This window comes from Achromobacter deleyi (assembly GCF_016127315.1).
GTDB lineage: Bacteria > Pseudomonadota > Gammaproteobacteria > Burkholderiales > Burkholderiaceae_B > Achromobacter > Achromobacter insuavis_A.
Genome location: NZ_CP065997.1, coordinates 3999778 through 4022743, shown reverse-complemented (window position 1 = coordinate 4022743; position 22966 = coordinate 3999778). Strand labels below are relative to the sequence as shown.

Below are 22966 nucleotides of genomic sequence, written 5' to 3'. Positions count from 1 at the left end.
GAGCGAACTCAGAAGACCGGGATGACCGAGCCTTCGTACTTGCTCAGGATGAACTGGCGCACTTCCTCGGAGTGGTAGGCCTTGACCAGCTCCGGCACCCAGGGCGCGTTCTTGTCTTTCTCGCGCACGGCGATGATGTTGACGTACGGGTTGTTCTCTTTCTTCTCGACCGCGATGCCGTCGCGCGTGGCGATCAGCCCGGCCTGGTAGGCGAAGCTGTTGACGATGGCGGCGGTGTCGACGTCGGGCAGCGAGCGCGCCAGCACCACCGAGGCGCTTTCGACGAAGTCGAGCTTGCGTGGGTTGGCGGTCACGTCGGCCAGCGTGGCGGTGCCCGTGGCCGGGTCGAAGCCGTCCTTGAGCGTGATCAGGCCCTGGTCGCGCAGGATCACCAGCGCGCGGGTCTGGTTGCTGGGATCGTTGGGGATGCCGACCTTGGCGCCCTCGGGCAGGGCCTGCAGCGACTTGTACTTCTTCGAATAGAAGGCAATGGGCGAGATCAGCGTATTGGCGACCGACACCAGCTTGTAGCCGCGCTGCTTGATCTGGTCGTTCAGGAACGGGATGTGCTGGAACGCGTTGGCGTCCAGATCGCCGTTGTTGAGCGCCTCGTTGGGGCTGGCGGTGCCGGTGATGACGACCGGCTCGACGGCCAGGCCGTTCTTCTTGGCGACCTGCGCCACCACTTCCCAGATCTGCTCGTCGACGCCGCCGCGGACGCCGACCTTGAGCGGCTTGGGATCGGCGGAGAAAGCCGGCCCGTGGAACATGGCGGCGGCGGCCAGCACGGCGCCCAGCAGGGCCTTGGCCAACGTGCCCGCGCGGGCGGTGTAAGTACGGGGAGTCATATGGAAATCGCCTCTCAGTCGATACGGTTATGAGCAGACGATTCTAGGGATGGCCCCTGCGCGCGCGAACGAATAGTTGGTTGAGTCGTTATTACAGGGGTGTTTGGATATGGCGCCGGCGCATAAGTGGCGGCGCCCCATGGTCACGCCGCGCCATACCTCAGAACGGCTTGACCACCACCAGCGTCACGATGACCGCCGCGGCGACCACCGTGAGCGGCGCGTACAGGTCGACCAGCGGCGCGCGCTTCGCGCTGCCCTGGGACTGGCGGCGCAAGGCGGCGCTCTGCACGCCCAGCAGGCCCGACAGGACCAGCGCCAGCGCGATCTTGATCCAGATCCAGGTCATCGCGAACCAGCCGAAGGTCACCGCCAGGTGCAGGCCGACCAGCCAGGCCAGCACCATCGCCGGCGTGGTCACGCACAGCGTCCAGCGGCGCAGCGCGCCCAGCATCTTGCGTTCCTTGGGCGCCTCGTCGCTGTCGGGCGGTTGCGACGACAGCAGGAACAGCGACACGAACAGGGAGCCGCCCAGCCATGCGACCACGGCGGCGACATGCAGCATTTTGAGTAATTGGTAGGTCATGCGCGCGATTATCGCCGGACCGGCGCGCCGCGGGGCAGGCATGGGTCCGACAGGTTTGCGCCAGGACAAAGGCCCAGGCCGGCGCCCAGGTTCCGCCTCACGGCGTCTGCCCGGCCGGCGCGCGGGCCGGCGCCGGCACCGCTGTCGCCGTTTCGGTGGCACGCTCGCCCTCTTCCCGCGCCAGGCTGCGGCGGTATTTGCCGCAGCCGGCCGCCAGCAGGCCGATGCAGGCCAGCGTGGCCACGCCGATCAACAGCGACATGGAATGCCCCACCGCCGCCGGGTCGTGGAACAGGCGGTCGGTCAGCAGCGCCACCGCCGTGGTGCCCAGGCCCAGCCCGACCAGGTTGGAGATCAAGAGGAACAGCGCCGACACCTGGGCCCGCAGCTGGTTCGGCGGCAGGATCTGCATGGCCGCGGTCGAAGTCGGCATCGGGAACGAGGCGAAGAACATCGCCGGCAGCAGCAGGCCCACCGACAGCCACAGCCCGTCCACCAGGGTGAAGGCCACGGCCGGCAGCGCCATGCCGATCGCGCCGATGACGCCGGCGCGCAGCGGCGCGTCGCTGTAGCCGCGCCGCGCCAGCCAGTCCATCAACCAGCCGCCGCAGAACACGCCGGCGGTGTTGGCCACCAGCACCACCGTGCCCAGCATGTAGCCCGCCTCCACCGGCGACATGCCGAACTTGCGCATGTAGAAGGCCGGCGTCCAGCCGAGCAGGCAGAACAGGATCATGGCGTAGAACGAGAAGCCCAGGTAGTGGCAGCAGAACGTGCCGCGATGGCGCCCCAGGAAGCGGAACACTTCGCCCGCCGTGGGTTTCTGCACGCGGCCGCTGGCGTCGTGGCGCAGGCCCTTGCGCTGCGGATCGCGCACGGTCAGCAGGATCAGCAGCGCCACCAGCACGCCGGGCAGGCCGACGATGAAGAACGTCACCTGCCACGGCCGCAGTTCGCCCACCCCGGGCACGTGCACGCTGTCCACGCTCTTGAGCAGGTCGATGACGTAGCCGCCGATCAGGAACGCCAGGCCGCCGCCGATGAACGAGCCGATCGAATAGATACCCACCGCGCGGCCGAGCTTGTGGCGCGGAAACATGTCGCTGAGCATCGAATACGTGGCCGGCGACAGCGCGGCCTCGCCGACGCCCACGCCGATGCGCGCCAGGAACATCTGGCCGAAGTTCTTCGACAGGCCGCAGGCGGCCGTCGCCACGCTCCAGAAGGCCACGCCGATGGCGATGATGCGGGGCCGCGAATAGCGGTCCGCCAGCAGCGCGATCGGGATGCCCATGAAGGCGTAGAACAGCGAAAAGGCCAGCCCGTGCAGCAGGCTGAACTGCGTATCCGAGAGCTGCAGATCGCGCTTGATGGGCTCGATCATCAGGGCCAGGATCTGCCTGTCGACGAACGAAAATATGTACGCTAGCATGCAGATCAGGACGACATACCACTCGTAGGCATAGCGCTTTTGCGCCGCGTCGTTTCCGGTATCGCCCGTCATGTTTTTCCCTTGTATCGCAGCGGGATCGCGCCATCCGCGTCAGGGCGGCGGCGTCCCGCTGTCTGGTTCGCCATTTCGATGGCTGCATCTGTTGTAGGCCTTTGCGCCGGCCGGCTCTATACCGGGCGCGCAACGGCTATTCCCGGGGCGCAGGAAAGCATGTTCCACGATACCTATCCGCTGCAACGCCATTGCCTGCTGGATTCGGGCAATGTCTCCGAAATCACCGACCAGGTCAGCCAGCACCTGTGGTCGCACCGCATGTGCGTGGCCCCGGGCGAGCCGCTGCAATCGCGCCTGTACGGCGTGTTCTTCGGCAGCGCCGCGCTGTTCGACCTGCACTACGGCGCCGAGGTCGAGATCGACGCCGGCGACATCGCCCGCTACTACCTGGTGCGCGTCACGCTGCAAGGCGCGGGCGAGGTCACGCTGGGCAAGCGCAGCGCCGCCCTGCGCGAGGGCGGCCTGACCATCTCGTCGCCGTCCGAACGCAGCATCCTGCGCATCGGCCAGGACTGCCGCAGCCTGATCCTGCGCATCGAGCGCGAAGCGCTGGAACGGCAATTGCAGCAGCTGCTGGAGCGCCCCCTGCGGCAGGCGCTGGTGTTCGACCTGGAAGCCGCGCCCGGCTCGCCCGGCCTGGCCGCGGTGCAGGAGACGCTGGACTACCTGTGCCGGCTGTACCGGCATCCGGCCATCGAGGGTGTGACGCAGACGCTGGCGGCGGGCTTTTCCGATTACCTGGCGTCGCTGCTGCTGATGCAGCTGCCGCACAATTACTCCGAGGCCCTGCGCGCCGACCGCCGCCAGCCGTTGCCGCTGCACGTGCGGCGGGCGCGCGACTACATCGAAGACCACATCGACGCCCCCATCGCCCTGCCCGACCTGGCGGCCCATTGCGGCGTCTCGATCCGCACGCTGCAGAACGGCTTCACCCAGTTCCTCAAGCAGAGCCCCAGCGACTACCTGCGCAACCGCCGCCTGGCGCGGGCGCACGCGGCGCTGGCCGAGGCGCGCGACGGCGACAGCGTCACCGACATCCTGCTGCGCTGCGGCGTGACCAGCTTCGGCCACTTCGCCACGCATTACCGCAAGCGCTACGGCTGCCTGCCGTCCGAGACGCTCAGGCAGCGCCGCGCCCGCGCCTGTTGACGCGCGCGGCGACACGCCGCGCGGCCCCTCCCCGCATCGCGGCATGACGGCGCCGCGCCCGCCCGCGCCGATTTCGTTGCCGATTCCGTATGCAACTTGCGCGTGCGGCGCAGCCTCGCCCGCGCGCCGTCGATAGCATCGAAGCTCTCTCGAAGGAGCTTGATTATGCGCATCGGTGTTATTGGAGGCGGCCACGGCTGCTACGCGGCGGCCGCCGACCTGGCGGAAAAGGGACACCAGGTGCGCCTGTGGCGCCGCGACGGCGCGGCCTTCGACGGCCTGCGCCGCGCTGGCGCGCTGGAAGTCACCGACTATCGCGGCACGCGCCGCATCGCGCTGGGCGACGCGCCCGGCCAGATCGCGTTGGCCGCCGACCTGGCCAGCGCCACCGAGGACGCGGCGCTGCTGGTGATTCCGCTGCCGTCGACCACGCACGCCGCGCTGGCGCCCGAACTGGCGCCGCACCTGCGCGGCGGCCAGGTGGTGTTCCTGCCGCCCGGCACCTTCGGCAGCTATCTGTTCGCCCGCGCCCTGAAGGACGCCGGCAACCGCGCCGAGGTCGCCTTCGCCGAGACCGGAACGCTGCCCTATCTGGCGCGCAAGCACGGCGACCGCGTCGTCATCAGCGCCTACGCCACCCGCCTGCCCACCGGCGTTTTTCCCCGCCGTCTGGCCGGCCCCGCGTTCGAGACGCTGGCGCGGGCCTACCCCAGCGTCGAGCCGATCGAGGACGCGCTGTCGGGCGCCCTGATGAACGCCGGCCCGGTGATCCATCCGCCGCTGATCCTGATGAACGCCGGTCCACTCGAACACTTCGAGCGCTGGGACATCCACAACGAAGGCACGCAGCCGTCGATCCGCCGCGTGACCGACGCGCTGGACGCCGAACGCGTCGCCATCCGCGCCGCGCTCGGCTACGCCGCGCCGCACTTTCCGCTGGCCGACCACTACGCCAGCGAGGGCGACGAATGGATGTACGGCCGCGGCGCCCACGGCAAGCTGACCGACAGCGGCGACTGGCGCGAAACCATCGACCTGGGCACGCACCGCTACATGCTGGAAGACACGCGCCTGGGCCTGTCGTTCCTGGTGTCGACCGGCCGCTGGGCCGGCGTGCCCACGCCGGTGGCGCAGGGCCTGCTGAGCGTGGCGTCGGCCGTCGCCGGCCGCGACCTGTACGCCGAGGGCCGCACGCTGGAAGCGCTGGGGCTGGACACGTTGTCGCGCGCCGACATGGCCGCGCTGCTCGCGCAAGGATGCTGACCATGGACCGGACCTTGTGCGTGATCGGCGCCGGCCGCATGGGCATGGGCATCGCCCTGTCGTACCTGCATGCCGGACTGGAGGTCACGCTGATCGACATCAAGCCGCGCGCGCGCGGCGAGCGGGCCGAGACCTTCGCCCGCGTGCTGGGCGGACTGCGGCGCGAACTGGGCACCCTGGTGCGGCTGGGCCTGCTGGACGACGCCCAGGCCGACACCGCGCTGGGCCGCGTGCGCCTGGTGGCGCGCGAGGACGCCGTGGCCGACCTGGCCCGCGCCCGCGTGGTGTTCGAGGCGGTACCCGAACAACTGGACATCAAGCGCGACACCTTCGCCTGGCTCGGCCAGGTCTGCGCGGCGGACAGCGTCATCGCCTCCACCACCTCGACCTTCCTGGTCACCGAGCTGGCCGGCATGGTGCGCGAGCCCGGCCGCTTCCTCAACGCGCACTGGCTCAACCCCGCCTACCTGATCCCGCTGGTGGAGGTGAGCCGCGGCCCGCAGACCTCCGACGCGGCCCTGCAGGCGCTGCTGGCGGTGCTGCGCCTGGCGGCCAAAACGCCGGTGCAATGCGCCCCGGCGGCCGGCTACATCGTGCCGCGCATCCAGGCCCTGGCCATGAACGAGGCCGCCCGCATGGTCGAGGAAGGCGTGGCCAGCGCCGAGGACATCGACACCGCCGTGCGGCTGGGCTTCGGCCTGCGCTTCTCGGTGCTGGGACTGCTGGAATTCATCGACTGGGGCGGCGGCGACATCCTCTACTACGCCTCGCGCTACCTGTCCGGCGCGCTCGATCCGCGCTTCGCGGCCCCGGCCATCATCGAACGCAACATGGAACAGGGGCGCAACGGCCTGCGCGAGGGCCAAGGCTTCTACGACTATGCCGGCGTGGACGTGGAGGCGTACAAGCTGCGGCGGCTGGGCGAGCTGTGCGCGCGGCTGGAGATCATGGGGTTGCTGCCGAAGTTCGATGGCGCCAGGACGGCCGGCGAAGCAGCCGCAACCGTCGGATCATGAAGGCCGGCGGCGGGCGCGGCCTTTACGGCGCCAGCGCCTTGAGCAGGCGCAACGCCAGCCGCACCCGCGCCTCGTTGGGATAGTTGCGGTTGGCCAGGATCACGATGCCGAGCTTGCGCGACGGCACGAACGCCACGTAGGCGCCGAAGCCATTGGTGGCGCCGGTCTTGTTGATCCACACCGCCTGCTGCGGCGCCAGCGGCGGTTGCAGCGCCTGGACCGGCAGGGTTTCGAACGAAACCTTGGCGGAATTGCCGTGCACCAGATCGTCCACCGACACCGGATAGCGGTACTGCTCCCAGATCAGGTCCTGCGTGATCGCGCCCAGCTGGTAATAGCCGGTGTGGGTCTCGGCGATGGCGCGCTGCAGCGTGGCATCGACCGGCGCGGTGCCCAGGTTGATCTCGACGAAGCGCAGCATGTCGCGGGCGCTGGACTTCACGCCGTAGGCCTCGTCGGCCAGCACGCCCGGATTCACGCGCACCGGCGCGTCCTGCTTGTCGTAGCCCTGGGCGTAGTCGGGCATCTTGCGCGGCGGCACTTCCAGGTAGGTGTCGCGCAGGCCCAGCTTGGGAAGCAGCCGCTGCTCCATCGCCACCACGTAGGGCTCGCCCAGCGCGCGCGCCGCCACCACGCCCAGCATGCCGATGCCGGGATTGGCGTAGGTGCGCCGCGTGCCGGGCGCGTATTGCGGCGTCCAGGCCTTCAGGTAGTCCATCAGCTGCGCCATGGTCTGCACCGCGTCCGGCACCTGCAAGGGGAAACCGCCGGCGGTGTGCGTGGCCAGGTTCACCAGCGTCAGCTTGGCGAATTCGCTGCCTTGCAGCTCGGGCACCCACTTGGCCGGGCTGTCGGCCAGCGACAGGCGCCCCGTGGCCTGCGCGTAGGCGGCCAGCGTGACGGTGAAGGTCTTGCTGATCGAGCCCAGCTCGAACAGCGTGTCGCTGGAGACCGCGCGGCGCGGCGCGCGCGAGGCGTCGCCGTAGTTGAAGAAGCGCTGCTCGCCGTCGCGGCTGACGCCGATGGCCATGCCGGCGATGCCGTACTGGCGCATGACGTCGGCCACCGCGGCGTCGACGGCGGCCGTGGCGCGATCGGCCTTGGCGGGTGCGGCAGCCGGCGCCGTGGATGACCTGGCGGCGGGCGCCTGTGCGCCGGCGGCCGGGGAGGCGGCCGGCGTCGCGGCCGGACCGGCCGAGGCGGCGCCGGCCAGCATCAGGCTCAGGGCCAGGGTCAGGGCCAACGCAGGGGTCGTGGACCGCGGGGAAACACGAGGCATTGCCGGAGCGCGCATGCGAGATCGTCCTATCGTTTTCTTGGCCGGCGCGTGCCGGCGGGTCGGCGCCCAGTGTAGAGCCAATCCCGCGCCACCCTGGTATTAACCCTGAGTGCCGCGCGCGACGAATTTTGGCTATTCTCGGTTTCGTCGATTCAAAACCCCGCAGAAGAGTCCCGTCCCCCGTGGCGGGCGCCGACGGAGCAACCGCCCCGGAAACTCTCAGGCAACAGGACTGCGCGGTCTAGACAATCTGGAGAGAGGCGCCTGGCGCCCACCGAAGGGGAACCCGCGCCACCGCGCGCGGGTGAAGCTCTCAGGTACAGAGACAGATGGGGTGCCGCGGCCGTTGGGTCGTGGCCATGCCATCTGGAGCCATCATGCCCCGCATCGCCATCATCGGCGCCGGTATCACCGGCGTCACGTCCGCCTACGCCTTGAGCAAACTGGGCTACGACGTCACCGTCTACGACCGCCAACGCTATCCCGCCATGGAGACCTCCTACGCCAACGGCGGCCAGCTGTCCGCCAGCAACGCCGAAGTCTGGAACAGCGCCGCCACCGTCATGAAGGGCCTGCGCTGGCTCGGCCGCCACAACGCGCCGCTGCTGCTCAACCCGCGGCCGAGCTGGCACAAGTATTCGTGGCTGGCCCAGTTCATGGGGCAGATCCGCAACTACCGCCAGAACACCATCGCCACCACCCGCATGGCGATCGAGGCGCGCGAGCACCTGTACGCCATGGCGGTCGAGGAAGGCATCGACTTCGACCTGCAACGCCGCGGCATCCTGCACATCTATCACGACGCCGCCAGCTTCGAGACCGCGCGCCGCGCCAACGCGCTGCTGCGCGAGGGCGGGCTGGAGCGGCACGCCGTCACGCCGGAGGAAATCCGCGGCATCGAACCGACGCTGAGCACGCCCTGCCACGGCGGCTTCTACACGCCGTCCGACGCCACCGGCGACATCCACAAATTCACCAGCGGCCTGGCGCAGGCGTGCCTGCGGCGCGGCGTGCGTTTCGAACAGGATGCCGACATCCGCGCCATCAGCCGCGACGGCCTGCCCTACGTGCTGGACGTGGCGCGCGAGGACGGCGCGCGGCGCGAACAGCACGAGGCCGACGCCATCGTGGTCTGCGCCGGCGCCGCCAGCCGCCAGTTCGCGCGGCAACTGGGCGACCGCCTGAACATCTACCCGGTCAAGGGCTATTCGATCAGCGTGCACCTGGACGACGCCGCGAGCCAGGCGGCCGCGCCCACCGTGAGCCTGCTGGACGAGGCCGCCAAGATCGTCACCAGCCGCCTGGGCGAGCGCTTCCGCGTGGCCGGCACCGCCGAGTTCAACGGCTTCAACCTGGACATCCGCGCCGAACGCATCCAGCCCCTGGTGGACTGGACCCGCCGCCATTTCCCCGGCGTGCGCACCGCGCGCGTGGTGCCGTGGTGCGGCCTGCGGCCGATGATGCCCGACATGATGCCGCGCGTCGGCCCGGGCAAGCGACCGGGCGTCTTCTACAACACCGGCCACGGACACCTGGGCTGGACGCTGTCGGCGGCGACGGCGCAGATGCTGGCGGCGAGCGTCAGGGAGGCGGTGGCGCTGCCTTGATGTCAGACTGAAGGCTACCTGCAGGCGCTTGGAACGGTCATGAGGCCGTTGTAAGCTCGCGGCTGCCAATGACAAGGCGATGGGCAGCCCCAAACTCGCCCGTCGCATCTTGTCCGCCTGCGATTCACGGACAACTGCCCCCAAGACCTCAACGCAGCGTCACGATAATGCCTGACGATATCCACCTCGAACCCCTGCAAGAGCAAGCCCAAGCGCTCCTTCAAATCCTCTTGCAAGGACAACAGGAAATCGAGGCAGGCCGAACGTCTCCTGCAAAAGCAGTCTTTGCCCGACTGGATGACATGGACGAAAACGACGAGGATTGAACGCTCGTGAACGTCGTCACCGCACCAGGTCCAACGTCCCGGCTTCCTGGCGCAGCCAATCCCGCAACGCCAGCACCCGCGCATCCTCCGCGCTGCCTTGCGGATAGACCAGGTAATAAGCGAAGTCCGGCGCCATGCCGACGTCGATATCGAACAGCCTGACCAGCCGTCCGCGAGCCAGATCGGCCTCGACCATGGCCGGTTCCAGCAGGCCGACGGCGCTGCCGTCCAGCGCCGCCTGCGCCACATGACTGGAATCCGGAAAGGCCAGGCTGCGGCTGGCGTCGACGTCCGCCACGCCGGCCGCCGCCAGCCACATCCGCCAGTCCGGCCAGACCATGCCCTCGGCCACGCAATCGACGTGACACAAGGGATAGTGCGCCAGGTCGCGCGGCGAGGCGATGGCGGGTCCGCTGGCGAGCAAGGCGGGACTGGCGATCGGCGCCAGCGTCGTGGCGAACAGGCGGTCGGCCCGCGTACCCGGGTAGCGGCCCGCGCCGAAGCGGATCGCGGCGTCGATGTCGTCCACCTCGAAATCGCGCACCTGGTCGCTGATGTCGAACGTCAGTTCCAGGCCCGGATGGGCCGCTCGAAAGCGCGCCAGGCGCGGCAATAGCCAATGAGTGGCGAAGCGCGCCTCCAGCGACAGGCGCAGGTGGCCGGCGCCGCGCGCCATGCGCTGGGCGCGGCCGACCGCGCGCCGCAATCCATCGAGCGCGTCGGCGGCGGCTTCCAGCAGGACCGCGCCGGCCGGCGTCAGCTGGATGCTGCGGCTGCTGCGGGTGAACAGCACCAGGCCCAGCTGGTCCTCGATTTCCTTGATCTGATAGCTGACCGCCGCGGGCGTCAGGCCCACCTCGTCCGCGGCGCGGGTGAAGTTGAGCAGCCGCCCCGCGGCCTCGAAAGTCCGCAGGGCGCGCGTGCCGGGCAGCATGCGGGAAGGGTTCATGATCTTCAAGCCGGATTTGATGTTCCGGCGAACATAGCCCGCCGTGCCTGGTGCGGTCAATCCGGCAGCCCTCGCGAAGCTTGAAGATCAGGCGGCCCGCCGGCCGCTGGCGATGACCAGCGCCAGCCCCGCCACGACAAACGCGCCCGCCGCGACCGGAATGCGCGCGGGACCCGCCCCGTTGATGAGCAGCCCGCCGACCAGCGCGCCCAGGCCGATGGCCGCATTGAAGACCGCGACGTTGATCGAGGTGGCGCCATCCGCCCCGCCCTCGATCCGCGCGGCGCCATTGAAGACGGACGTCTGCAACAGCACCGGCAGCGCCCCGTAGGCCGCGCCCCACAGCACCATCATGGCGGCCATGGCCGCGTGGCTGTCGATCGCCAGGTGCATGGCCAGCAGACTGGCGGCCAGCATCGCGGTGACGAGCGCCAGGCTGGCGCGCAGCGCGCGCGCGGCCAATGGCGCAATCGCGAAATTGGCCAGCACGCCGGCCGCGCCATACAGCAACAACATCAGGCTGATGTCGGCCGGCGACTGCCGTGCGACCTGTTCGAGATAGGGCGCGATGTAGGTGTACGCCAGGAAATTGCCGGTGACGATCAGCGCGGTCGCGCCGAACACCGCGAGCAAGGCCCGGCTCCTGAGGATGCCGCGCATCGCGCCGCGTATCGTCGCCCTGGACAGCCGCACCGCGGGCACCGACCACAGCACCACCGCGAACACGCACAGGCTCAGCATCGACAGCGCCGCGAACACCGCGCGCCAACCCTGGTGTTCGCCCAGGATGGTGCCGGCGGGCACGCCCAGCACCGTGGCCAGCGATACCCCGCCAAAGACGATCGAGGTGGCCCGTATCGCGTTGCGGGCGGACACCAGGTGCACGGCAGTCACCACCGCGGTCGACCAGAACACGCCGATGGCGGCGGCCACCAGCACCCGCCCTCCCAGCACTACAGCGTAGCTGGGCGCCAGGTAGGTGACCAGGTTGCCCAGGCAGCAGACCGCCAGCAACAGGGCCATGAGCGCCTTGCGGTTGATGGCCCCGAGCAACCCGGTCAGCGGGGTCGCGGTCAGCGCCACCACGAAGGCAAAGCACGACACCAGGTAGCCGGCCTCGCCCAGCGAGACCTCCAGCCCCGAAGCCATCGCGGGCAGCACGCCGACCGGCATCAGTTCGGTGCTGACGAAAGAAAAGCATCCCAGGCTCAGCGCCAGCACGGCGGCGGCGCTGCGCGCCCTCGACAGCGAGGCGCCGTGCGGCGGATGCGCGCCGTCGCCCGATGAGGACGGGCCGGCGGGTTTAATCGTGAATTCCATGAATCGTTCCACCAGAGAAAGGAAGTGAATGGGGCGGGCGGCGCCCGAAACCCCGGACAGGCGAGATTGTGGAATTCACGGTCCCGAATTGCGATAGCATGGAACACATAACATTCATGACTCTGGAGCATCAATGCGCACGCTCGATACTCAACTTCTCGAAGGCATGGACGTGATGGCGGCGGTGGTCGATACCCGCAGCTTCAGCGCGGCCGCCGAGGCCGTGGATATGTCGCAATCGGGCGTCAGCCGGGCCATCGCGCGGCTCGAGCAGCGGCTTGGCATCCGGGTGTTCGAGCGCACCACGCGTTCGGTACGCCTGACCGATGAGGGGCGCCGCTTCTATGAGACGGTGATGCCGCTGATCGGCGCGCTGGAGGAGGCGACGGGTAACGCCGTCGACCTTGCGCGGTCGGTGCGCGGGCGCTTGCGCGTCAATGTCGATCCGCTGTTTGCCCAGCTCATTCTCGGTCCGGGCATCGGCGCGTTCCTGGATCGCCATCCGGAACTGGAAGTGGAATTGCGTTGCCGCGAAGGGCTCGGCGACCTGGTCGCCGACGGCTTCGATCTGGCGCTGCGTTTCGGCCACCCGCAGGCCTCGTCACTGGTGGCCCGCAAGCTGTTCGAGACGCGCGTCTTCGCGATGGCCGCGCCCGCCTACGTGCAGCGCTTCGGCAAGCCGAAGGATCCGCGCGACCTGGAACACGGCGCGCATCGCTGCATCCTGTTCCGCGAGCCGGAAGCGGGCGGCACCTTTCCCTGGGAGTTCCGCCAGGGCCGCCGCCAGCTGGTCGTCAAGCCGCGGGGCGCGCTGACCGTGAACGATCCCGGCACCGTCCACAGCGCCTGCCTGGCCGGACAGGGCATCGCCCAACTGTTCGAACTGGGCGCCGAACGCTACCTGGCGTCCGGACAACTGGTGCGCCTGTTCCCCGACTGGGCCGACCTGCGCTTTCCCCTGCATGCCTACTACCCGTCACGCCACCACGTGCCCGCCAAGACTCGGGCGTTGCTGGCGTTCGTGGCCGAACAGGTCGGCCAGGACGGAACGCAGACAGGCCGAACGGCCGGCCGCCCCGCGCCGGCCGGCTAGCGCGCCAGCAGTTGCGGCACCGACGACGCCAGCAGCGTCAGGCCCGAGCATGTCAGCAGCCCCAGCACCACGCGCCGGAACGTCACGTCGGAAATGCCGATATACAGGCGCGTGCCGAGCAGCGTGGGGATCAGCATGGCCGGCGCCACCACCGCGAACATGGGCGCCATGTCGCGCGTGACGATACCGGTGGCCAGGTAGATCGCCATGGTCACCGACAGCATCGACAGATTGAAGTTCTGGATCACGGCGCGCTGCGTGTCCTTGTTGAAGCCGCGCAGCGTGCACCACAGCGTCGGCACGCTGCCGGCGAAGCCGCCGATGCCGCCCAGCACGCCGCCCACCAGGCCCACCGCGCCGTCGCCCCAGCGGTTGCCGCCGATGCGCGGCAGGCGCTGCGCCATTAGCATCACCGGGCACCACAGCGCCAGCAGCGCGCCCAGCACCGCCTTGAACCAGTCCATGTCCAGGTGCGGCAGGACCAGCACGCCCAGCGGGATGCCGGCCAGCCCGCCCAGCAGGAACGGCCACAGCAGCGGCCAGTTGAAGCCGCGGCGCACCGAGAACACCGCCAGCAGCTGCCCGGTCAGCGCGCCGAACACCGCCAGCGCCGCCGCCAGCCGCGGGTCCAGCACCCAGGCCCAGAACGACATGGCCACCATGCCGAAGGCAAAGCCCGACAGCCCCTGCACGAAGCCCGCCGCGGCCGCGCCGATCGCCACTATCCACACCGCATCCATGCCCTGCGTCTCCTCGTTGTCGTGACCGGCGGCGCGAGGCGCGCCGGTCCTTGATCTTGTGACGGCAGATTCTAGGCGCGCCCCGGCGCGGGGCGTATTTGAAGTGCTGATGAGGCGATAGGTTTTCGGTAATGGCGGCCGGCGCCGCGCCGCATCAGAGGAAAATCGTGCCGCGCAGGTACAAGGCGGCCTGGCCGCTGATGATGACGCGACCGTTGTCGCGCACCTCGCAGCGCAGCTGCCCCTTGCGCGCCCCGCCCTGCTCGGCGCTCAGGACCGTCTTGCCCAGCCGCTGCGCCCAGTACGGCGCCAGCGAGGTGTGCGCGGAACCGGTCACCGGGTCTTCGTTGACGCCGACCCGCGGGCCGAACCAGCGCGACACGAAATCGTGGCGCGCGGACGGCGCGGTCACCGCCACGCCGCGCACGTCGAAGGCCGCCAGCGCGGCGAAGTCCGGCTCGAGGCCGTCGATCAGCGATTCATCGTCGATCACGACGAGGTAGTCGTCGGTGCGGTACAGCGCCCGCGCCTCGGCCAGCCCCAAGGCCTGCAACAGGCCGGGCGGCACGGCCTCGGCCACCGGCTGCCTGGCCGGAAAATCCATCGCCAGGCCATCGCCGGCGCGACGCACCAGCAACTCGCCGCTGCGGGTGGCGAAACGCAGCACCTCGTCCTTGGCGCCGAGCTGCTCGAACAGCACCCAGGCCGTCGCCAGCGTGGCGTGGCCGCACAGGTCGACCTCGACCGCGGGCGTGAACCAGCGCAGGTCGTACTGGTCGCCGCGGCGCACGACGTAGGCGGTTTCCGACAGGTTGTTCTCTTCGGCGATGCGTTGCAAGGTGGCGTCCGGCAGCCAGGCGTCCAGCGGCACCACCGCGGCGGGATTGCCGCCGAAGGGCGCGGCGGAAAAGGCGTCTACCTGGTAGAGATCGAGTTGCGGCATGGAGGATCCTGGAAAGCGGTGAATCGAATGCGGTGAAAGTCGGCGGCGTGCGCGGACACGCCATGCGGCATTTTGCTACGAAAACCGCCCGCGCCTGGCGAGCGGGCGCCCGTCTGTGCCAAGGCCTGTCCCACGCCCCGCTGCTAGCGGCGCGTGACCTCGCGCAGCAGCGCCTCCAGCCGGTCCAGGTCGGCGTCCTGCCGCGCGCTGTAGCCGATGACCACGCCGTCCGGCCAGGACACCCGCCGGCAGAAGTCGGCGACCGGCTGGATGCCCACGCCCCAGTCACGGGCACGGGCCAGCAGGGCCGCGACGTCGAAGCCGGACGGCGGCCACCACACCAGGTGAAAGCCGGTCTGCTCGCCGCTGACGCGCAGCGGCGCCGGGCCCACCGCCTCGCGCAGCATGGCCATGACGCGGTCGCGGCGGCCGGCGTACACCGAGCGCGCCTTGCGCACGTGGCGCGCGAAACCGCCGTCCTCCAGGAATGCCGCCAGCGTCATCTGCTCGATCACGCTGCAGGAACGTCCGGTGACGTAGAGCGCGCGGGCGAACGCCGGCGCCAGCGACCGCGGCACCACCGCATAACCGATGCGCAAGGCATTGAAGAGGGTCTTGTTGAAACTGCCGAAGTGGATCACGCGGTCGCCGCCGTCCAGGCTCTTGAGCGCCGCCAGGGGCGCGCCGTCGTAGCTGAACTCGCTGTCGTAGTCGTCGTCGAGGATCCAGCAGCCGGCCTGCGCGGCCCAGTCCAGCAGTTCCAGGCGGCGCGACACGGGCATGGTGACGCCGGTGGGCGACTGATGCGCCGGCGTCACGTGCGCCAGCCGGGCGCCGCGCTGGCGCCGGGCGCGTGCCACCGAAAAGCCGTGCTCGTCGATGGCGATCGGCACGATGTGCCGCGTGTACTGGCTGAACAGCGGCTCGGCGTTGAGATAGCCGGGATCCTCGACCAGCACCTTGTCCTGCGGCGTCAGCAGCAGGCGCGCGCTCAGGTCCAGGCCGTCGCGGATGCCGGTCAGCACCACCACCTGGCCGGCGTCGCAGGCGATGCCGCGCGCGGCGCCCAGGTAGCGGGCGATCTGCTCGCGCAGCGGATGCCAGCCCAGCGGATCCTCGTGCGCCAGTTGCGCCGGCGTGACGCGCTGGGCGCTGGCCATCAGGCCCTTGCGCCAGGTTTCCATGGGGAACAGAGAGGCATCGGCGCTGCGCGCCATGAACGACGCTTCACGGCGCGGCGACGGCGCCGACGGATCGGCGCTCCCGGTTGGCGCGGCGGCCGGCCCGCCCGCGACGGCGGCTACCCGGGCAGCCGTCGCGGCCGGGCGCGGCGCGCTGGCGGCGCCGCCGTCGCCCGGCAGGCCCCGGCGGAAGAAATTGTCCGGGATGACCGCCGCCACGTAGGTGCCGGAGCCGACCGTGCCGGCGGTATACCCCTCGCCGCGCAACTGGTCGTAGGCCGCCTCGACCGTGGAGCGGGCCACGTGCCAGCGCGCCGCCAGGTCGCGGGTGGACGGCAGCCGCCCGCCCGAGGGCAGCACGCCGCGCAGGATCCGTTCGCGGATCTGCCGGTACACCCAGGCCTGCTTGGACTCGCCGGCGCGCGGCGGGTCGACCGGCAGGTCGAGACTGGATTCCAGCCGGGCATCGCGCACCAGTGGCTTGCTCATATAAGTGGCTTGCTCATATTCATGGAAATGGCCCTATTTCACCCAGCCATTCTATCCCTACATTACGCCCATCGACCCGTCTTTCGGAACCGTGCCATGTCCACCTACACCATCACGCTCGCCAACGGCCATTTCACCTGCGATGGCGCCACCTCGATCCTGGACGCCGCGCTGGCCCAGGGCACGGCCGTGCCCTTTTCCTGTCAGCGCGGCGAATGCGGCGCCTGCCGGGCGGTGGTCACCGCCGGCCGGCACGAACGCATCACGCCGCCCAACGAGCGTTCCTACGTCCCCGCCGACGACGAACTGCTGATGTGCCAATGCCGCGCCACCAGCGACCTGACGCTGAAGTTCCCGCATTGGCAGGCCCCGCCCCAGCCGATGCAGCGGCGCGAGGCCACCGTGCTGTCGCGCGCGCCGCTGACGGCCGACGTCACCCGGCTGGTCATCGAAGTGCGCGGCGACGCCGCCTTCACCTGGCAGGCCGGCCAGCACGTGCGCTTCCTGCTGGACGACGGCAGCCACCGCCCCTTCTCGATCGCCAACGTGCCCGTCGCCGCCGCGCCGGCGCAGCTCGAATTCCATATTCGCCGCATGCCCGGCGGCGGCTTCACCGAAAGCATCCTGCCGCGCCTGATGCCGGGCGATACGCTGGCGCTGGAAGGCCCGCAAGGCGCCTGCGTCTGGCCGGCCGACGGCTGGGCGGCGGATATCGAACACCTGGTGCTGCTGGCCACGGGCACCGGCTATGCCGGCATCCACCCGATCCTGATGGAGGCGTTGCGGGACCCGCGCTTCAAGCGCGTCACGCTCTACTGGGGCGGCCGGACGGAGGACGATTGCTACGCGGGCCCGCTGCTCAATGCGCTGCAGGGCAAGGGCGCCGGCTTCGCCTGGCACGCCGTGCTGTCGGAAACGCCCGGGGCGGACGCCGCCCGGCCCTGGCACGTGCAGGACGCCGCCCTGGCCGCCGGCCATGACTGGGCCGGCGCCGTGGTCTACGCCTGCGGCAACCCCGCGATGGTGCGGGCGGCGCGCGAGCGGCTGGGCGCGGCCGGCCTGGCGCGCGACCGCTTCCACGCCGAGGCGTTCCTGCCCTCGCAGGACGCGGCCGCCGCCGGCGCGCCGGCCGCCCCCGCCCATCCCTGGGAACGGGTCGGCAGCCACTTCACCCTGGACGGCATCCTCGCGGCGCGCCGCCGCTCGCGCGACGCGGTGCGCGAGATCGCCGCGCTGATGCGGCCCGGCATGACCACGCGCGAGGCGGTCAACGCGGCCGACGCGCACCTGCGCCGCATGGGCTCCTCGCACAACTGGCATCCCACCTACGTGCGGTTCGGCCCGGACTCGCAATCGCCGGCGGTTCAGCCCACCGATTTCCAGCGCCGCCTGCGCGATGAGGACGTGTTCGTGGTCGACATCGGCCCGGTCTGGGATGGCTACGAGGGCGACTACGGCGACACGTTCGTGCTGGGCGCCGACGCCGACCGCGAGCGCTGCGCCGAGGCCGCGCGCCAGGTGTTCGAGCGCACCCGCGAGGACTGGCTGCGGGGCCTGACCGGCGCTGCCCTGTACGACCGCGCCGAGGACCATGCCCGCCGGCACGGCTGCGAGCTGGTGCGCGAGATCCCGGGTCACCGCGTGGCGGATTTTCCGCATGCGCTGTATGGCAAGCACCAGCTGGCGCAGGCGGATTTCGTGCCCGCCGACGGCATCTGGGTGCTGGAGATCCAGGTGCGCGACCGCGCGCTGCCGATCGGCGCCTTCTATGAGGATGTGTTGCTGCGGGAAACGCCGCCGGAGGCGGACGCACGGGCGACCTAGGGTTTATCCCCATGCCAGCCATGTCGATCCGCGGGATGCTCGAACGTCGACCCAGTACGCTCAACTTCCCTTCAAAGGCGGATTCATCATGACGACTGGCACCGTGACCCTGCATCGCGTCCTGCGCACCACCCCGGAGCGCGTCTACCGCGCCTTCCTCGAACCCGACGCGGTGGTACGCTGGCTGCCGCCCTACGGCTTCACCTGCGAGGTCCATGAACTGGACGCCCGGGTGGGCGGCAAGCACCGCATGTCGTTCCGTAATTTCGGCACCGGCCACGCCCATGACTTTGGCGGCGAATACCTGGAGCTGGTGCCGGACGAGAAGATCCGCTACACGGACCAGTTCGACGATCCGAACCTGCCCGGGCGGATGCAGACCACCATCACGCTGCGCAAGGTCTCCTGCGGCACGGAGATGACGGTGGTGCAGGAGAACATCCCGGCGGTGATTCCGCCGGAGATGTGCTACCTGGGCTGGCAGGAATCGCTGGCGCAGCTGATGCGGCTGGTGGAGCCGCAGATCCCCGACTGAGACCGATCAGCCTTCGCGTTCGGCCAGTTCGTCCAGCAGCTCGGCCGACGGCACGAAGAACAGGCTGCCGGTGACGGCGCGGCTGTAGTCGAGCAGGCGGTCGTAGTTGCCGGCCGGACGGCCGACGAACATGTTCTCGAGCATCTGTTCGATCGGCTTGGGCGAACGCGCGTAGCCGATGAAATAGGTGCCGAATTCGCCGGCGCCGGCGCGGCCGAACGGCATGTTGTCGCGCAGGATCTTGATCTCCTGGCCATCCTCTTCCAGGGTGGTCAGGGCGCTGTGCGAGTACGACGGCTTGACGTCGTCGGACAGCTCGACGTTGGTGAGCTTGCGGCGGCCGATGATGAGTTCCTGCTGTTCGGTGGACAGCTTTTCCCAGGCGGTCATGTCGTGCAGGTACTTCTGCACCAGCACGTAGCTGCCGCCGGCGAAGGCTTCGTCCTCGTCGCCGATCAGGGTGTAGCCGGGCAGTTCGAAGCCCTGCGGATTCTCGGTGCCGTCGACGAAACCGATGATGGCGCGACGGTCGAAATAGCGGAAGCCGTGCACTTCATCGACCACCGTGGCCGCCGAGCCCAGCGCGGCCACCAGCAAGGTGGCCAGCTCGAAACAGGCGTCCATGGCTTCGGCGCGGATGTGCAGCAGGATGTCGCCCGGCGTCGACACGGCGACGCGCTCGCCCGTGCCGATCTCGCGGAACGGATGCAGGCCAGCGGGCCGCGGCGCGCCGAACAGCGTGTCCCAGGCGGCCGAGCCGAAGCCACAGACACAGGACAGCTCGGCCGCCACCGCGCGCGTGCCGACGGTGCGCACCAGGTTGCCGACGTCTTCACACCAGGCGCGCACGGCGGCGGCGTTGTCGGCGCCGGGGTTCAGCGTGGCGACGATGAAGATCGCGTAGCGGGCGTTGGGGCTGAGGACGGCTTGCGGTTCGACGGGTTTTTCGGGCATGGGATTCAGTGGGGCCGGCGACGGCCCGCGAGAAAAAAAGGGGCGCTGGCAATATAGCCGATGCGCCCGCCTCAGTTGCCGTCATGCCCCAGGCAGTGGCGCAGCGCCGCCACGAATACCTCGGGCCGCTCCAGCATCATCAGGTGGCCGCAGCCGTCCAGCACCTGCCGCCCGGCGCAGGCGCGCCAGGCCCAGTCAGGCACGTTCCAGCCCGCATGCGAACGCTCGCCCGACAACAGGTACACCGGATGGCGCTCGAACACCTGCCGCAAGGTGTCCTGGTACGCGGGGGCGCCCGTCACCGCCACCACCGAGGCCGCCATGGCGCGCAGCGTCGAGGCCGGCTGCTGCGCCAGCCAGCGGCGAGCGGTATCGTGCCAGCACGGCCGCGGCTCGGCCACGGCGCCGCCCAGCCAGCCGAGCGGATCGGCGCGAAAGCCCGCCAGCATGGCGTCGGCCCCGGCCGCGCTCATGCGCGCCACCGATGCCGACCAGAACGCGTCGGCCAGGGTGAAGTTGCCTTCGACATTGACGATGCGGCGCACCCGCTGCGGATAGGCATGCGCCAGCAGCATGGCCACCGCGCCGCCGACCGAATGCCCCACCAGGTCGACCGCGACGCCGTCGAAATGCGTGTCGATGAACGCGCGCAGGTGCTCGACCTGCGCCGGCAGCGAGATGCGCGCGGGCGGCGTCGCCTGGTGTTCGCCATAGCCCAGCAGCGGCGGCGCGGCGTGCCGCGGCAGGCCGGCGGCGACGTCGAAGGCGCCGATGAGGCCGTGGACCAGCAGCACGGGCGGGGCGGCGGACGCGCGGCTCATGCGGCGCCGCCTTCGCCGCGAGCGGTCGGCGGGGCCAGTTCGGCGAGCAGCTCTTCCAGTTCCTGGATGTGGGTGCGGTCGTGGTCCAGCAGCTCGCGCGCGATCTGCTCGAGCGTCATGCGGTGCAGGCCGTCGCGCAGGCCGCAGCGCGCCAGCGCCGCCGCGTCCAGCTTGCGCAGCGAGGCGCACAGCTGCGCCCGGCCGCGGCGCAGCGAGGCCAGCGCGGCGTCCGGGTCCTGCTCCTGGTAATCGCGCTCGGCCGCCAGCGCGGTGCCGTCGACGGAATCGATGCGGGGCAGCGGCGCGGCCAGGATGGCCGCGATGCGCTGCGCGAACACGGTATCCAGGTCGCGCAGGTGGCAGACGTGTTCGGTGGCCGAGAAGCCGGTGCCCTCGGGCCGGCGGGTGCGCCAGGCGGCGGGCACGCGCGCCATCAGGCCGGCCAGTGCGTCCGGCATGCGCGCCAGGCCGTCGACGACGCCGGCAAACGGCAGCGTCACGGGCCGCGGGCTGAACACCGCGCCATAGCTGAAGATCGCGCCCGCCACGCGGCCGCGCGCCTGCACCACCTCGTGCCCATGGCGCCGCATCAGGTCGGCCACGAGCGCGCCGCAGAACTGCCGCGCGGTGGTGTCCGCCGCGACCTCGGGAAATACCGTCTCGATGTCGTCGCTGATGGCCGCGACGGCGGCCAAGCCGACCCGCGACAGCGCCGCGTACTCGAGGTAGCGGCCGGGCTCGTCGATCAGGGCCTCGAGCTGCTGCCCGAGGGGGGTGGCGCGGAATCGGTCGAAACGGGAGTGCATGGGCGAAAGCTGGCTAGTAACTGCGCAAAACGATACGTTACTAGCCAGCCGCCGTCAACACGCGCGCATCAGTCCGCCTGCGCCAGCAGCTCCGCCGTCAGCCGCGCAATCACCGCGTTCGACAGCATCACCGGCAGGCCGCACGCCGCCGCGGCCGCCGTCCGATGGCGTTCGACGAAACCCATGCAGTCGAGCACCAGCACCTGGGCGCCCTGCCGCTTGAGCCCGCGCGCCGCCTCGGCCAGCGACTCGCTGTCGTCGGCATAGGGCGACGCCACCGCGCACAGCGGCGCGCGTTGCAGCGCATGCCACTTGTGCGCCTCGGACGCGACCTGCGACGCCAGCGGCACGATCACGCCCACCTGCCGCGCGCCCGCCAGGGCGGCGACCGTGGGCGAGACGATCAGGTCCGGCTCGATGAGCCACGCGCTCGCGGCGCGCAGGTCGTCGAACGCGCCGGTGCACAGCACCAGCACGAAGGCGCAGCCCTGGGCTTCCAGCGCCGCGATCTTCTGCCTGAGCAGCGCCAGCATGGCGGCCTTGTCCACCACCACCGACGAACCGTCCAGCAGCCGCGTGATGAGCGTGGCCTGGCCGGCCCGCGGCGCGTAGCGCCGTTCGATCTCGTCCCGCGCCAGGCCGTCCAGCAGGCCCGCGTGAACGCTGGCGGTGCCGGGCGGCAGGTGCCGTTCGAGAATCGGCGTGATGTCGGGCCGGGGGGCCTGACCGATGGTGATGGTGCCGAGCTTGGCCGTGGCGGACATGGTGGCGCTCCGGTGCGTTGCGTTCAGTGTTGGCCGGCCTGCTCGCCCTGCAGATGGGCCAGCGAACCGTAGAGCTTGAGCAGCAGCGCGTACTCGTCGCGATCGAAGAACTGGCACTTGCCCTGGGTGAATTCCTTGGCCACCTCGACCGCGAACTTGGCGGCCGACGCGATGTCGACCTCGTGGCTGGCGCCCGTGCCGCAGCCCGGCACCACGCTCTCGGTGGTGATGGCCACGCCGACCACCGGCGCCGCGGTGGCGACCGACGGCTGCATGATGCTGTTCACGTGGTACACGCCGTTGTCATAGGGCGTGATGTCCTGCAGCGAGATCGGGAAGGTGGCGGCGGGACGGCCGGTGGTCGTCTCCATGATGCGCAGCAGGTCTTCCGACATCCGCAGGATGTAGCCCTGCTTGACCGTGGGCGACAGCGCGAAGCCCTTGTGGTTGATGATGCGGTTGCCCTTGGTGGTGTCGATCGACAGCACCGCGTCCATTTCGGCGCTGAGTTCCTGCTCGTTCATGGCCTTCATGTCGACCGGCGAGTCCATGAAATCCACCGGTTCGTGCGGACGGGTCGGCGCATCGGGACAGATGTGCGTGCCGATGATCACATCGCCGGCCAGCACGTCGCCCTGCGCCTGCATGTGCGCCAGCTTGAGCGCGGCGGCCACCGCGGCGACCGCGCCGTCGCCGTCGGACACCAGGCCGATGCGGCCCGGCCGCGCGCCGATGCCGCCCAGGCGGCCGACGATGCCGAGCGTGGGCGCCGAACCGCCGGCGCGCTTGCCCTGGGCGCCGGGAATCATGATGCGCACGAAATCGGTGGAGCCGTTGGCGCCGGTGATCTTGGTGACGGTGACGCTCACGTCCGGATAGCTTTCGAGCAGCTTGACCACGGTGTGGCCCGACGCGTGCGCGCTGTCCAGCGCTTCGAAGGCCTGCAATGTCTGGGAAAGACTCATG

At 70.2% G+C, this 22966-nt stretch carries 21 protein-coding genes and 2 riboswitches; of the genes, 7 read left to right on the top strand and 14 right to left on the bottom strand.

Annotated elements, in window-relative coordinates; all coding sequences use genetic code 11:
* Positions 1-8: 8 nt before the first annotated feature.
* The 3 genes from I6I07_RS18265 to I6I07_RS18255 form a co-directional block, all read right to left on the bottom strand.
* On the bottom strand, positions 9-848 hold the full coding sequence (locus tag I6I07_RS18265) for a MetQ/NlpA family ABC transporter substrate-binding protein (RefSeq protein WP_198483157.1): 840 nt from the start codon (positions 846-848) through the stop codon (positions 9-11).
* A 160-nt stretch (positions 849-1008) separates the two neighbouring features.
* Positions 1009-1434: a CopD family protein gene (locus I6I07_RS18260; RefSeq protein ID WP_035360619.1), complete on the bottom strand. Its 426-nt coding sequence runs from the start codon at positions 1432-1434 to the stop codon at positions 1009-1011.
* Positions 1435-1531: 97 nt separating this feature from the next.
* The gene (locus I6I07_RS18255) at positions 1532-2938 is read right to left on the bottom strand and encodes a spinster family MFS transporter (protein ID WP_198483156.1); all 1407 of its coding nucleotides are present in this window, start codon (positions 2936-2938) and stop codon (positions 1532-1534) included.
* 159 nt (positions 2939-3097) lie between these two features.
* On the opposite strand from I6I07_RS18255, the gene I6I07_RS18250 reads away from it, so the two are divergent.
* From I6I07_RS18250 to I6I07_RS18240, 3 genes are all read left to right on the top strand, one after another.
* A complete protein-coding gene (locus tag I6I07_RS18250) occupies positions 3098-4090 on the top strand; it encodes a helix-turn-helix domain-containing protein (RefSeq protein WP_054490201.1) in 993 nt (330 codons plus the stop codon).
* A gap of 165 nt (positions 4091-4255) precedes the next feature.
* Entirely contained in the window at positions 4256-5353 is a 1098-nt protein-coding gene (locus I6I07_RS18245; protein ID WP_198483155.1) for an NAD/NADP-dependent octopine/nopaline dehydrogenase family protein, read from the top strand.
* 2 nt (positions 5354-5355) lie between these two features.
* Positions 5356-6369, top strand: coding sequence for a 3-hydroxybutyryl-CoA dehydrogenase (locus tag I6I07_RS18240; RefSeq protein ID WP_198483154.1), 1014 nt, complete (start codon positions 5356-5358; stop codon positions 6367-6369).
* A gap of 22 nt (positions 6370-6391) precedes the next feature.
* Here I6I07_RS18240 and ampC read toward each other — a convergent pair whose 3' ends face one another.
* Positions 6392-7648 carry a class C beta-lactamase gene (gene ampC, locus I6I07_RS18235; RefSeq protein WP_198483153.1) on the bottom strand — a complete coding sequence of 419 codons (1257 nt, stop codon included), beginning with the start codon at positions 7646-7648 and terminating at the stop codon, positions 6392-6394.
* Positions 7649-7801: 153 nt separating this feature from the next.
* Positions 7802-7893: riboswitch (glycine riboswitch) on the top strand.
* A 1-nt stretch (position 7894) separates the two neighbouring features.
* Positions 7895-7981, top strand: a riboswitch (glycine riboswitch).
* Between the two features lie 44 nt (positions 7982-8025).
* Between ampC and I6I07_RS18230 the strand changes: the two genes are divergently transcribed.
* On the top strand, positions 8026-9255 hold the full coding sequence (locus I6I07_RS18230; protein ID WP_006396170.1) for a D-amino acid dehydrogenase: 1230 nt from the start codon (positions 8026-8028) through the stop codon (positions 9253-9255).
* A 342-nt stretch (positions 9256-9597) separates the two neighbouring features.
* Here I6I07_RS18230 and I6I07_RS18225 read toward each other — a convergent pair whose 3' ends face one another.
* A complete protein-coding gene (locus I6I07_RS18225) occupies positions 9598-10530 on the bottom strand; it encodes a LysR substrate-binding domain-containing protein (protein WP_054435283.1) in 933 nt (310 codons plus the stop codon).
* A gap of 87 nt (positions 10531-10617) precedes the next feature.
* Positions 10618-11850: an MFS transporter gene (locus I6I07_RS18220; RefSeq protein ID WP_198483152.1), complete on the bottom strand. Its 1233-nt coding sequence runs from the start codon at positions 11848-11850 to the stop codon at positions 10618-10620.
* A 133-nt stretch (positions 11851-11983) separates the two neighbouring features.
* Here I6I07_RS18220 and I6I07_RS18215 point away from each other — a divergent pair, with 133 nt between their 5' ends.
* A complete protein-coding gene (locus tag I6I07_RS18215) occupies positions 11984-12943 on the top strand; it encodes a LysR family transcriptional regulator (protein ID WP_198483151.1) in 960 nt (319 codons plus the stop codon).
* Here the strand turns inward: I6I07_RS18215 and I6I07_RS18210 are convergent.
* The 3 genes from I6I07_RS18210 to I6I07_RS18200 all read right to left on the bottom strand — a co-directional run bounded on the left by I6I07_RS18210 (position 12940) and on the right by I6I07_RS18200 (position 16296).
* Positions 12940-13683, bottom strand: coding sequence for a sulfite exporter TauE/SafE family protein (locus I6I07_RS18210; protein WP_198483150.1), 744 nt, complete (start codon positions 13681-13683; stop codon positions 12940-12942). The two genes, I6I07_RS18215 and I6I07_RS18210, sit on opposite strands and share 4 nt — an antisense overlap.
* A gap of 154 nt (positions 13684-13837) precedes the next feature.
* Positions 13838-14626, bottom strand: a complete 789-nt coding sequence (locus I6I07_RS18205; RefSeq protein ID WP_198483149.1) for a PhzF family phenazine biosynthesis protein — start codon at positions 14624-14626, stop codon at positions 13838-13840.
* 143 nt (positions 14627-14769) lie between these two features.
* Positions 14770-16296: a PLP-dependent aminotransferase family protein gene (locus I6I07_RS18200; protein WP_232625639.1), complete on the bottom strand. Its 1527-nt coding sequence runs from the start codon at positions 16294-16296 to the stop codon at positions 14770-14772.
* A gap of 96 nt (positions 16297-16392) precedes the next feature.
* Between I6I07_RS18200 and I6I07_RS18195 the strand changes: the two genes are divergently transcribed.
* Together I6I07_RS18195 and I6I07_RS18190 are read left to right on the top strand one after the other, a co-directional pair.
* The gene (locus I6I07_RS18195; protein ID WP_198483148.1) at positions 16393-18120 is read left to right on the top strand and encodes an NAD(P)H dependent flavin oxidoreductase family protein; all 1728 of its coding nucleotides are present in this window, start codon (positions 16393-16395) and stop codon (positions 18118-18120) included.
* A gap of 88 nt (positions 18121-18208) precedes the next feature.
* Positions 18209-18655, top strand: coding sequence for an SRPBCC family protein (locus I6I07_RS18190; RefSeq protein ID WP_198483147.1), 447 nt, complete (start codon positions 18209-18211; stop codon positions 18653-18655).
* A gap of 6 nt (positions 18656-18661) precedes the next feature.
* On the opposite strand, the gene I6I07_RS18185 is transcribed toward I6I07_RS18190, so the two are convergent.
* From I6I07_RS18185 to I6I07_RS18165, 5 genes are all read right to left on the bottom strand, one after another.
* Complete coding sequence (locus I6I07_RS18185) at positions 18662-19609, bottom strand: Dyp-type peroxidase (RefSeq protein ID WP_198483146.1); 948 nt, start codon at positions 19607-19609, stop codon at positions 18662-18664.
* Positions 19610-19680: 71 nt separating this feature from the next.
* On the bottom strand, positions 19681-20430 hold the full coding sequence (locus I6I07_RS18180) for an alpha/beta fold hydrolase (RefSeq protein WP_198483145.1): 750 nt from the start codon (positions 20428-20430) through the stop codon (positions 19681-19683).
* Positions 20427-21236 carry a DinB family protein gene (locus tag I6I07_RS18175; RefSeq protein ID WP_198483144.1) on the bottom strand — a complete coding sequence of 270 codons (810 nt, stop codon included), beginning with the start codon at positions 21234-21236 and terminating at the stop codon, positions 20427-20429. The genes I6I07_RS18180 and I6I07_RS18175 overlap by 4 nt, the downstream gene beginning before the upstream one ends.
* Before the next feature lie 68 nt (positions 21237-21304).
* The gene (locus I6I07_RS18170; protein ID WP_198483143.1) at positions 21305-22000 is read right to left on the bottom strand and encodes an AroM family protein; all 696 of its coding nucleotides are present in this window, start codon (positions 21998-22000) and stop codon (positions 21305-21307) included.
* A 23-nt stretch (positions 22001-22023) separates the two neighbouring features.
* The gene (locus tag I6I07_RS18165) at positions 22024-22965 is read right to left on the bottom strand and encodes a DUF1177 domain-containing protein (protein WP_198483142.1); all 942 of its coding nucleotides are present in this window, start codon (positions 22963-22965) and stop codon (positions 22024-22026) included.
* Position 22966 lies beyond the last annotated feature (1 nt).

What these genes read in the sequence shown, in the direction of transcription:
- I6I07_RS18265 (WP_198483157.1), bottom strand. Translation starts at nt 848, where the DNA reads ATGACTCCCCGTACTTACACCGCCCGCGCGGGCACGTTGGCCAAGGCC.
- I6I07_RS18260 (WP_035360619.1), bottom strand. Translation starts at nt 1,434, where the DNA reads ATGACCTACCAATTACTCAAAATGCTGCATGTCGCCGCCGTGGTCGCA.
- I6I07_RS18255 (WP_198483156.1), bottom strand. Translation starts at nt 2,938, where the DNA reads ATGACGGGCGATACCGGAAACGACGCGGCGCAAAAGCGCTATGCCTAC.
- I6I07_RS18250 (WP_054490201.1), top strand. Translation starts at nt 3,098, where the DNA reads ATGTTCCACGATACCTATCCGCTGCAACGCCATTGCCTGCTGGATTCG.
- I6I07_RS18245 (WP_198483155.1), top strand. Translation starts at nt 4,256, where the DNA reads ATGCGCATCGGTGTTATTGGAGGCGGCCACGGCTGCTACGCGGCGGCC.
- I6I07_RS18240 (WP_198483154.1), top strand. Translation starts at nt 5,356, where the DNA reads ATGGACCGGACCTTGTGCGTGATCGGCGCCGGCCGCATGGGCATGGGC.
- ampC (WP_198483153.1), bottom strand. Translation starts at nt 7,648, where the DNA reads ATGCCTCGTGTTTCCCCGCGGTCCACGACCCCTGCGTTGGCCCTGACC.
- I6I07_RS18230 (WP_006396170.1), top strand. Translation starts at nt 8,026, where the DNA reads ATGCCCCGCATCGCCATCATCGGCGCCGGTATCACCGGCGTCACGTCC.
- I6I07_RS18225 (WP_054435283.1), bottom strand. Translation starts at nt 10,530, where the DNA reads ATGAACCCTTCCCGCATGCTGCCCGGCACGCGCGCCCTGCGGACTTTC.
- I6I07_RS18220 (WP_198483152.1), bottom strand. Translation starts at nt 11,850, where the DNA reads ATGGAATTCACGATTAAACCCGCCGGCCCGTCCTCATCGGGCGACGGC.
- I6I07_RS18215 (WP_198483151.1), top strand. Translation starts at nt 11,984, where the DNA reads ATGCGCACGCTCGATACTCAACTTCTCGAAGGCATGGACGTGATGGCG.
- I6I07_RS18210 (WP_198483150.1), bottom strand. Translation starts at nt 13,683, where the DNA reads ATGGATGCGGTGTGGATAGTGGCGATCGGCGCGGCCGCGGCGGGCTTC.
- I6I07_RS18205 (WP_198483149.1), bottom strand. Translation starts at nt 14,626, where the DNA reads ATGCCGCAACTCGATCTCTACCAGGTAGACGCCTTTTCCGCCGCGCCC.
- I6I07_RS18200 (WP_232625639.1), bottom strand. Translation starts at nt 16,296, where the DNA reads ATGAGCAAGCCACTGGTGCGCGATGCCCGGCTGGAATCCAGTCTCGAC.
- I6I07_RS18195 (WP_198483148.1), top strand. Translation starts at nt 16,393, where the DNA reads ATGTCCACCTACACCATCACGCTCGCCAACGGCCATTTCACCTGCGAT.
- I6I07_RS18190 (WP_198483147.1), top strand. Translation starts at nt 18,209, where the DNA reads ATGACGACTGGCACCGTGACCCTGCATCGCGTCCTGCGCACCACCCCG.
- I6I07_RS18185 (WP_198483146.1), bottom strand. Translation starts at nt 19,609, where the DNA reads ATGCCCGAAAAACCCGTCGAACCGCAAGCCGTCCTCAGCCCCAACGCC.
- I6I07_RS18180 (WP_198483145.1), bottom strand. Translation starts at nt 20,430, where the DNA reads ATGAGCCGCGCGTCCGCCGCCCCGCCCGTGCTGCTGGTCCACGGCCTC.
- I6I07_RS18175 (WP_198483144.1), bottom strand. Translation starts at nt 21,236, where the DNA reads ATGCACTCCCGTTTCGACCGATTCCGCGCCACCCCCCTCGGGCAGCAG.
- I6I07_RS18170 (WP_198483143.1), bottom strand. Translation starts at nt 22,000, where the DNA reads ATGTCCGCCACGGCCAAGCTCGGCACCATCACCATCGGTCAGGCCCCC.
- I6I07_RS18165 (WP_198483142.1), bottom strand. Translation starts at nt 22,965, where the DNA reads ATGAGTCTTTCCCAGACATTGCAGGCCTTCGAAGCGCTGGACAGCGCG.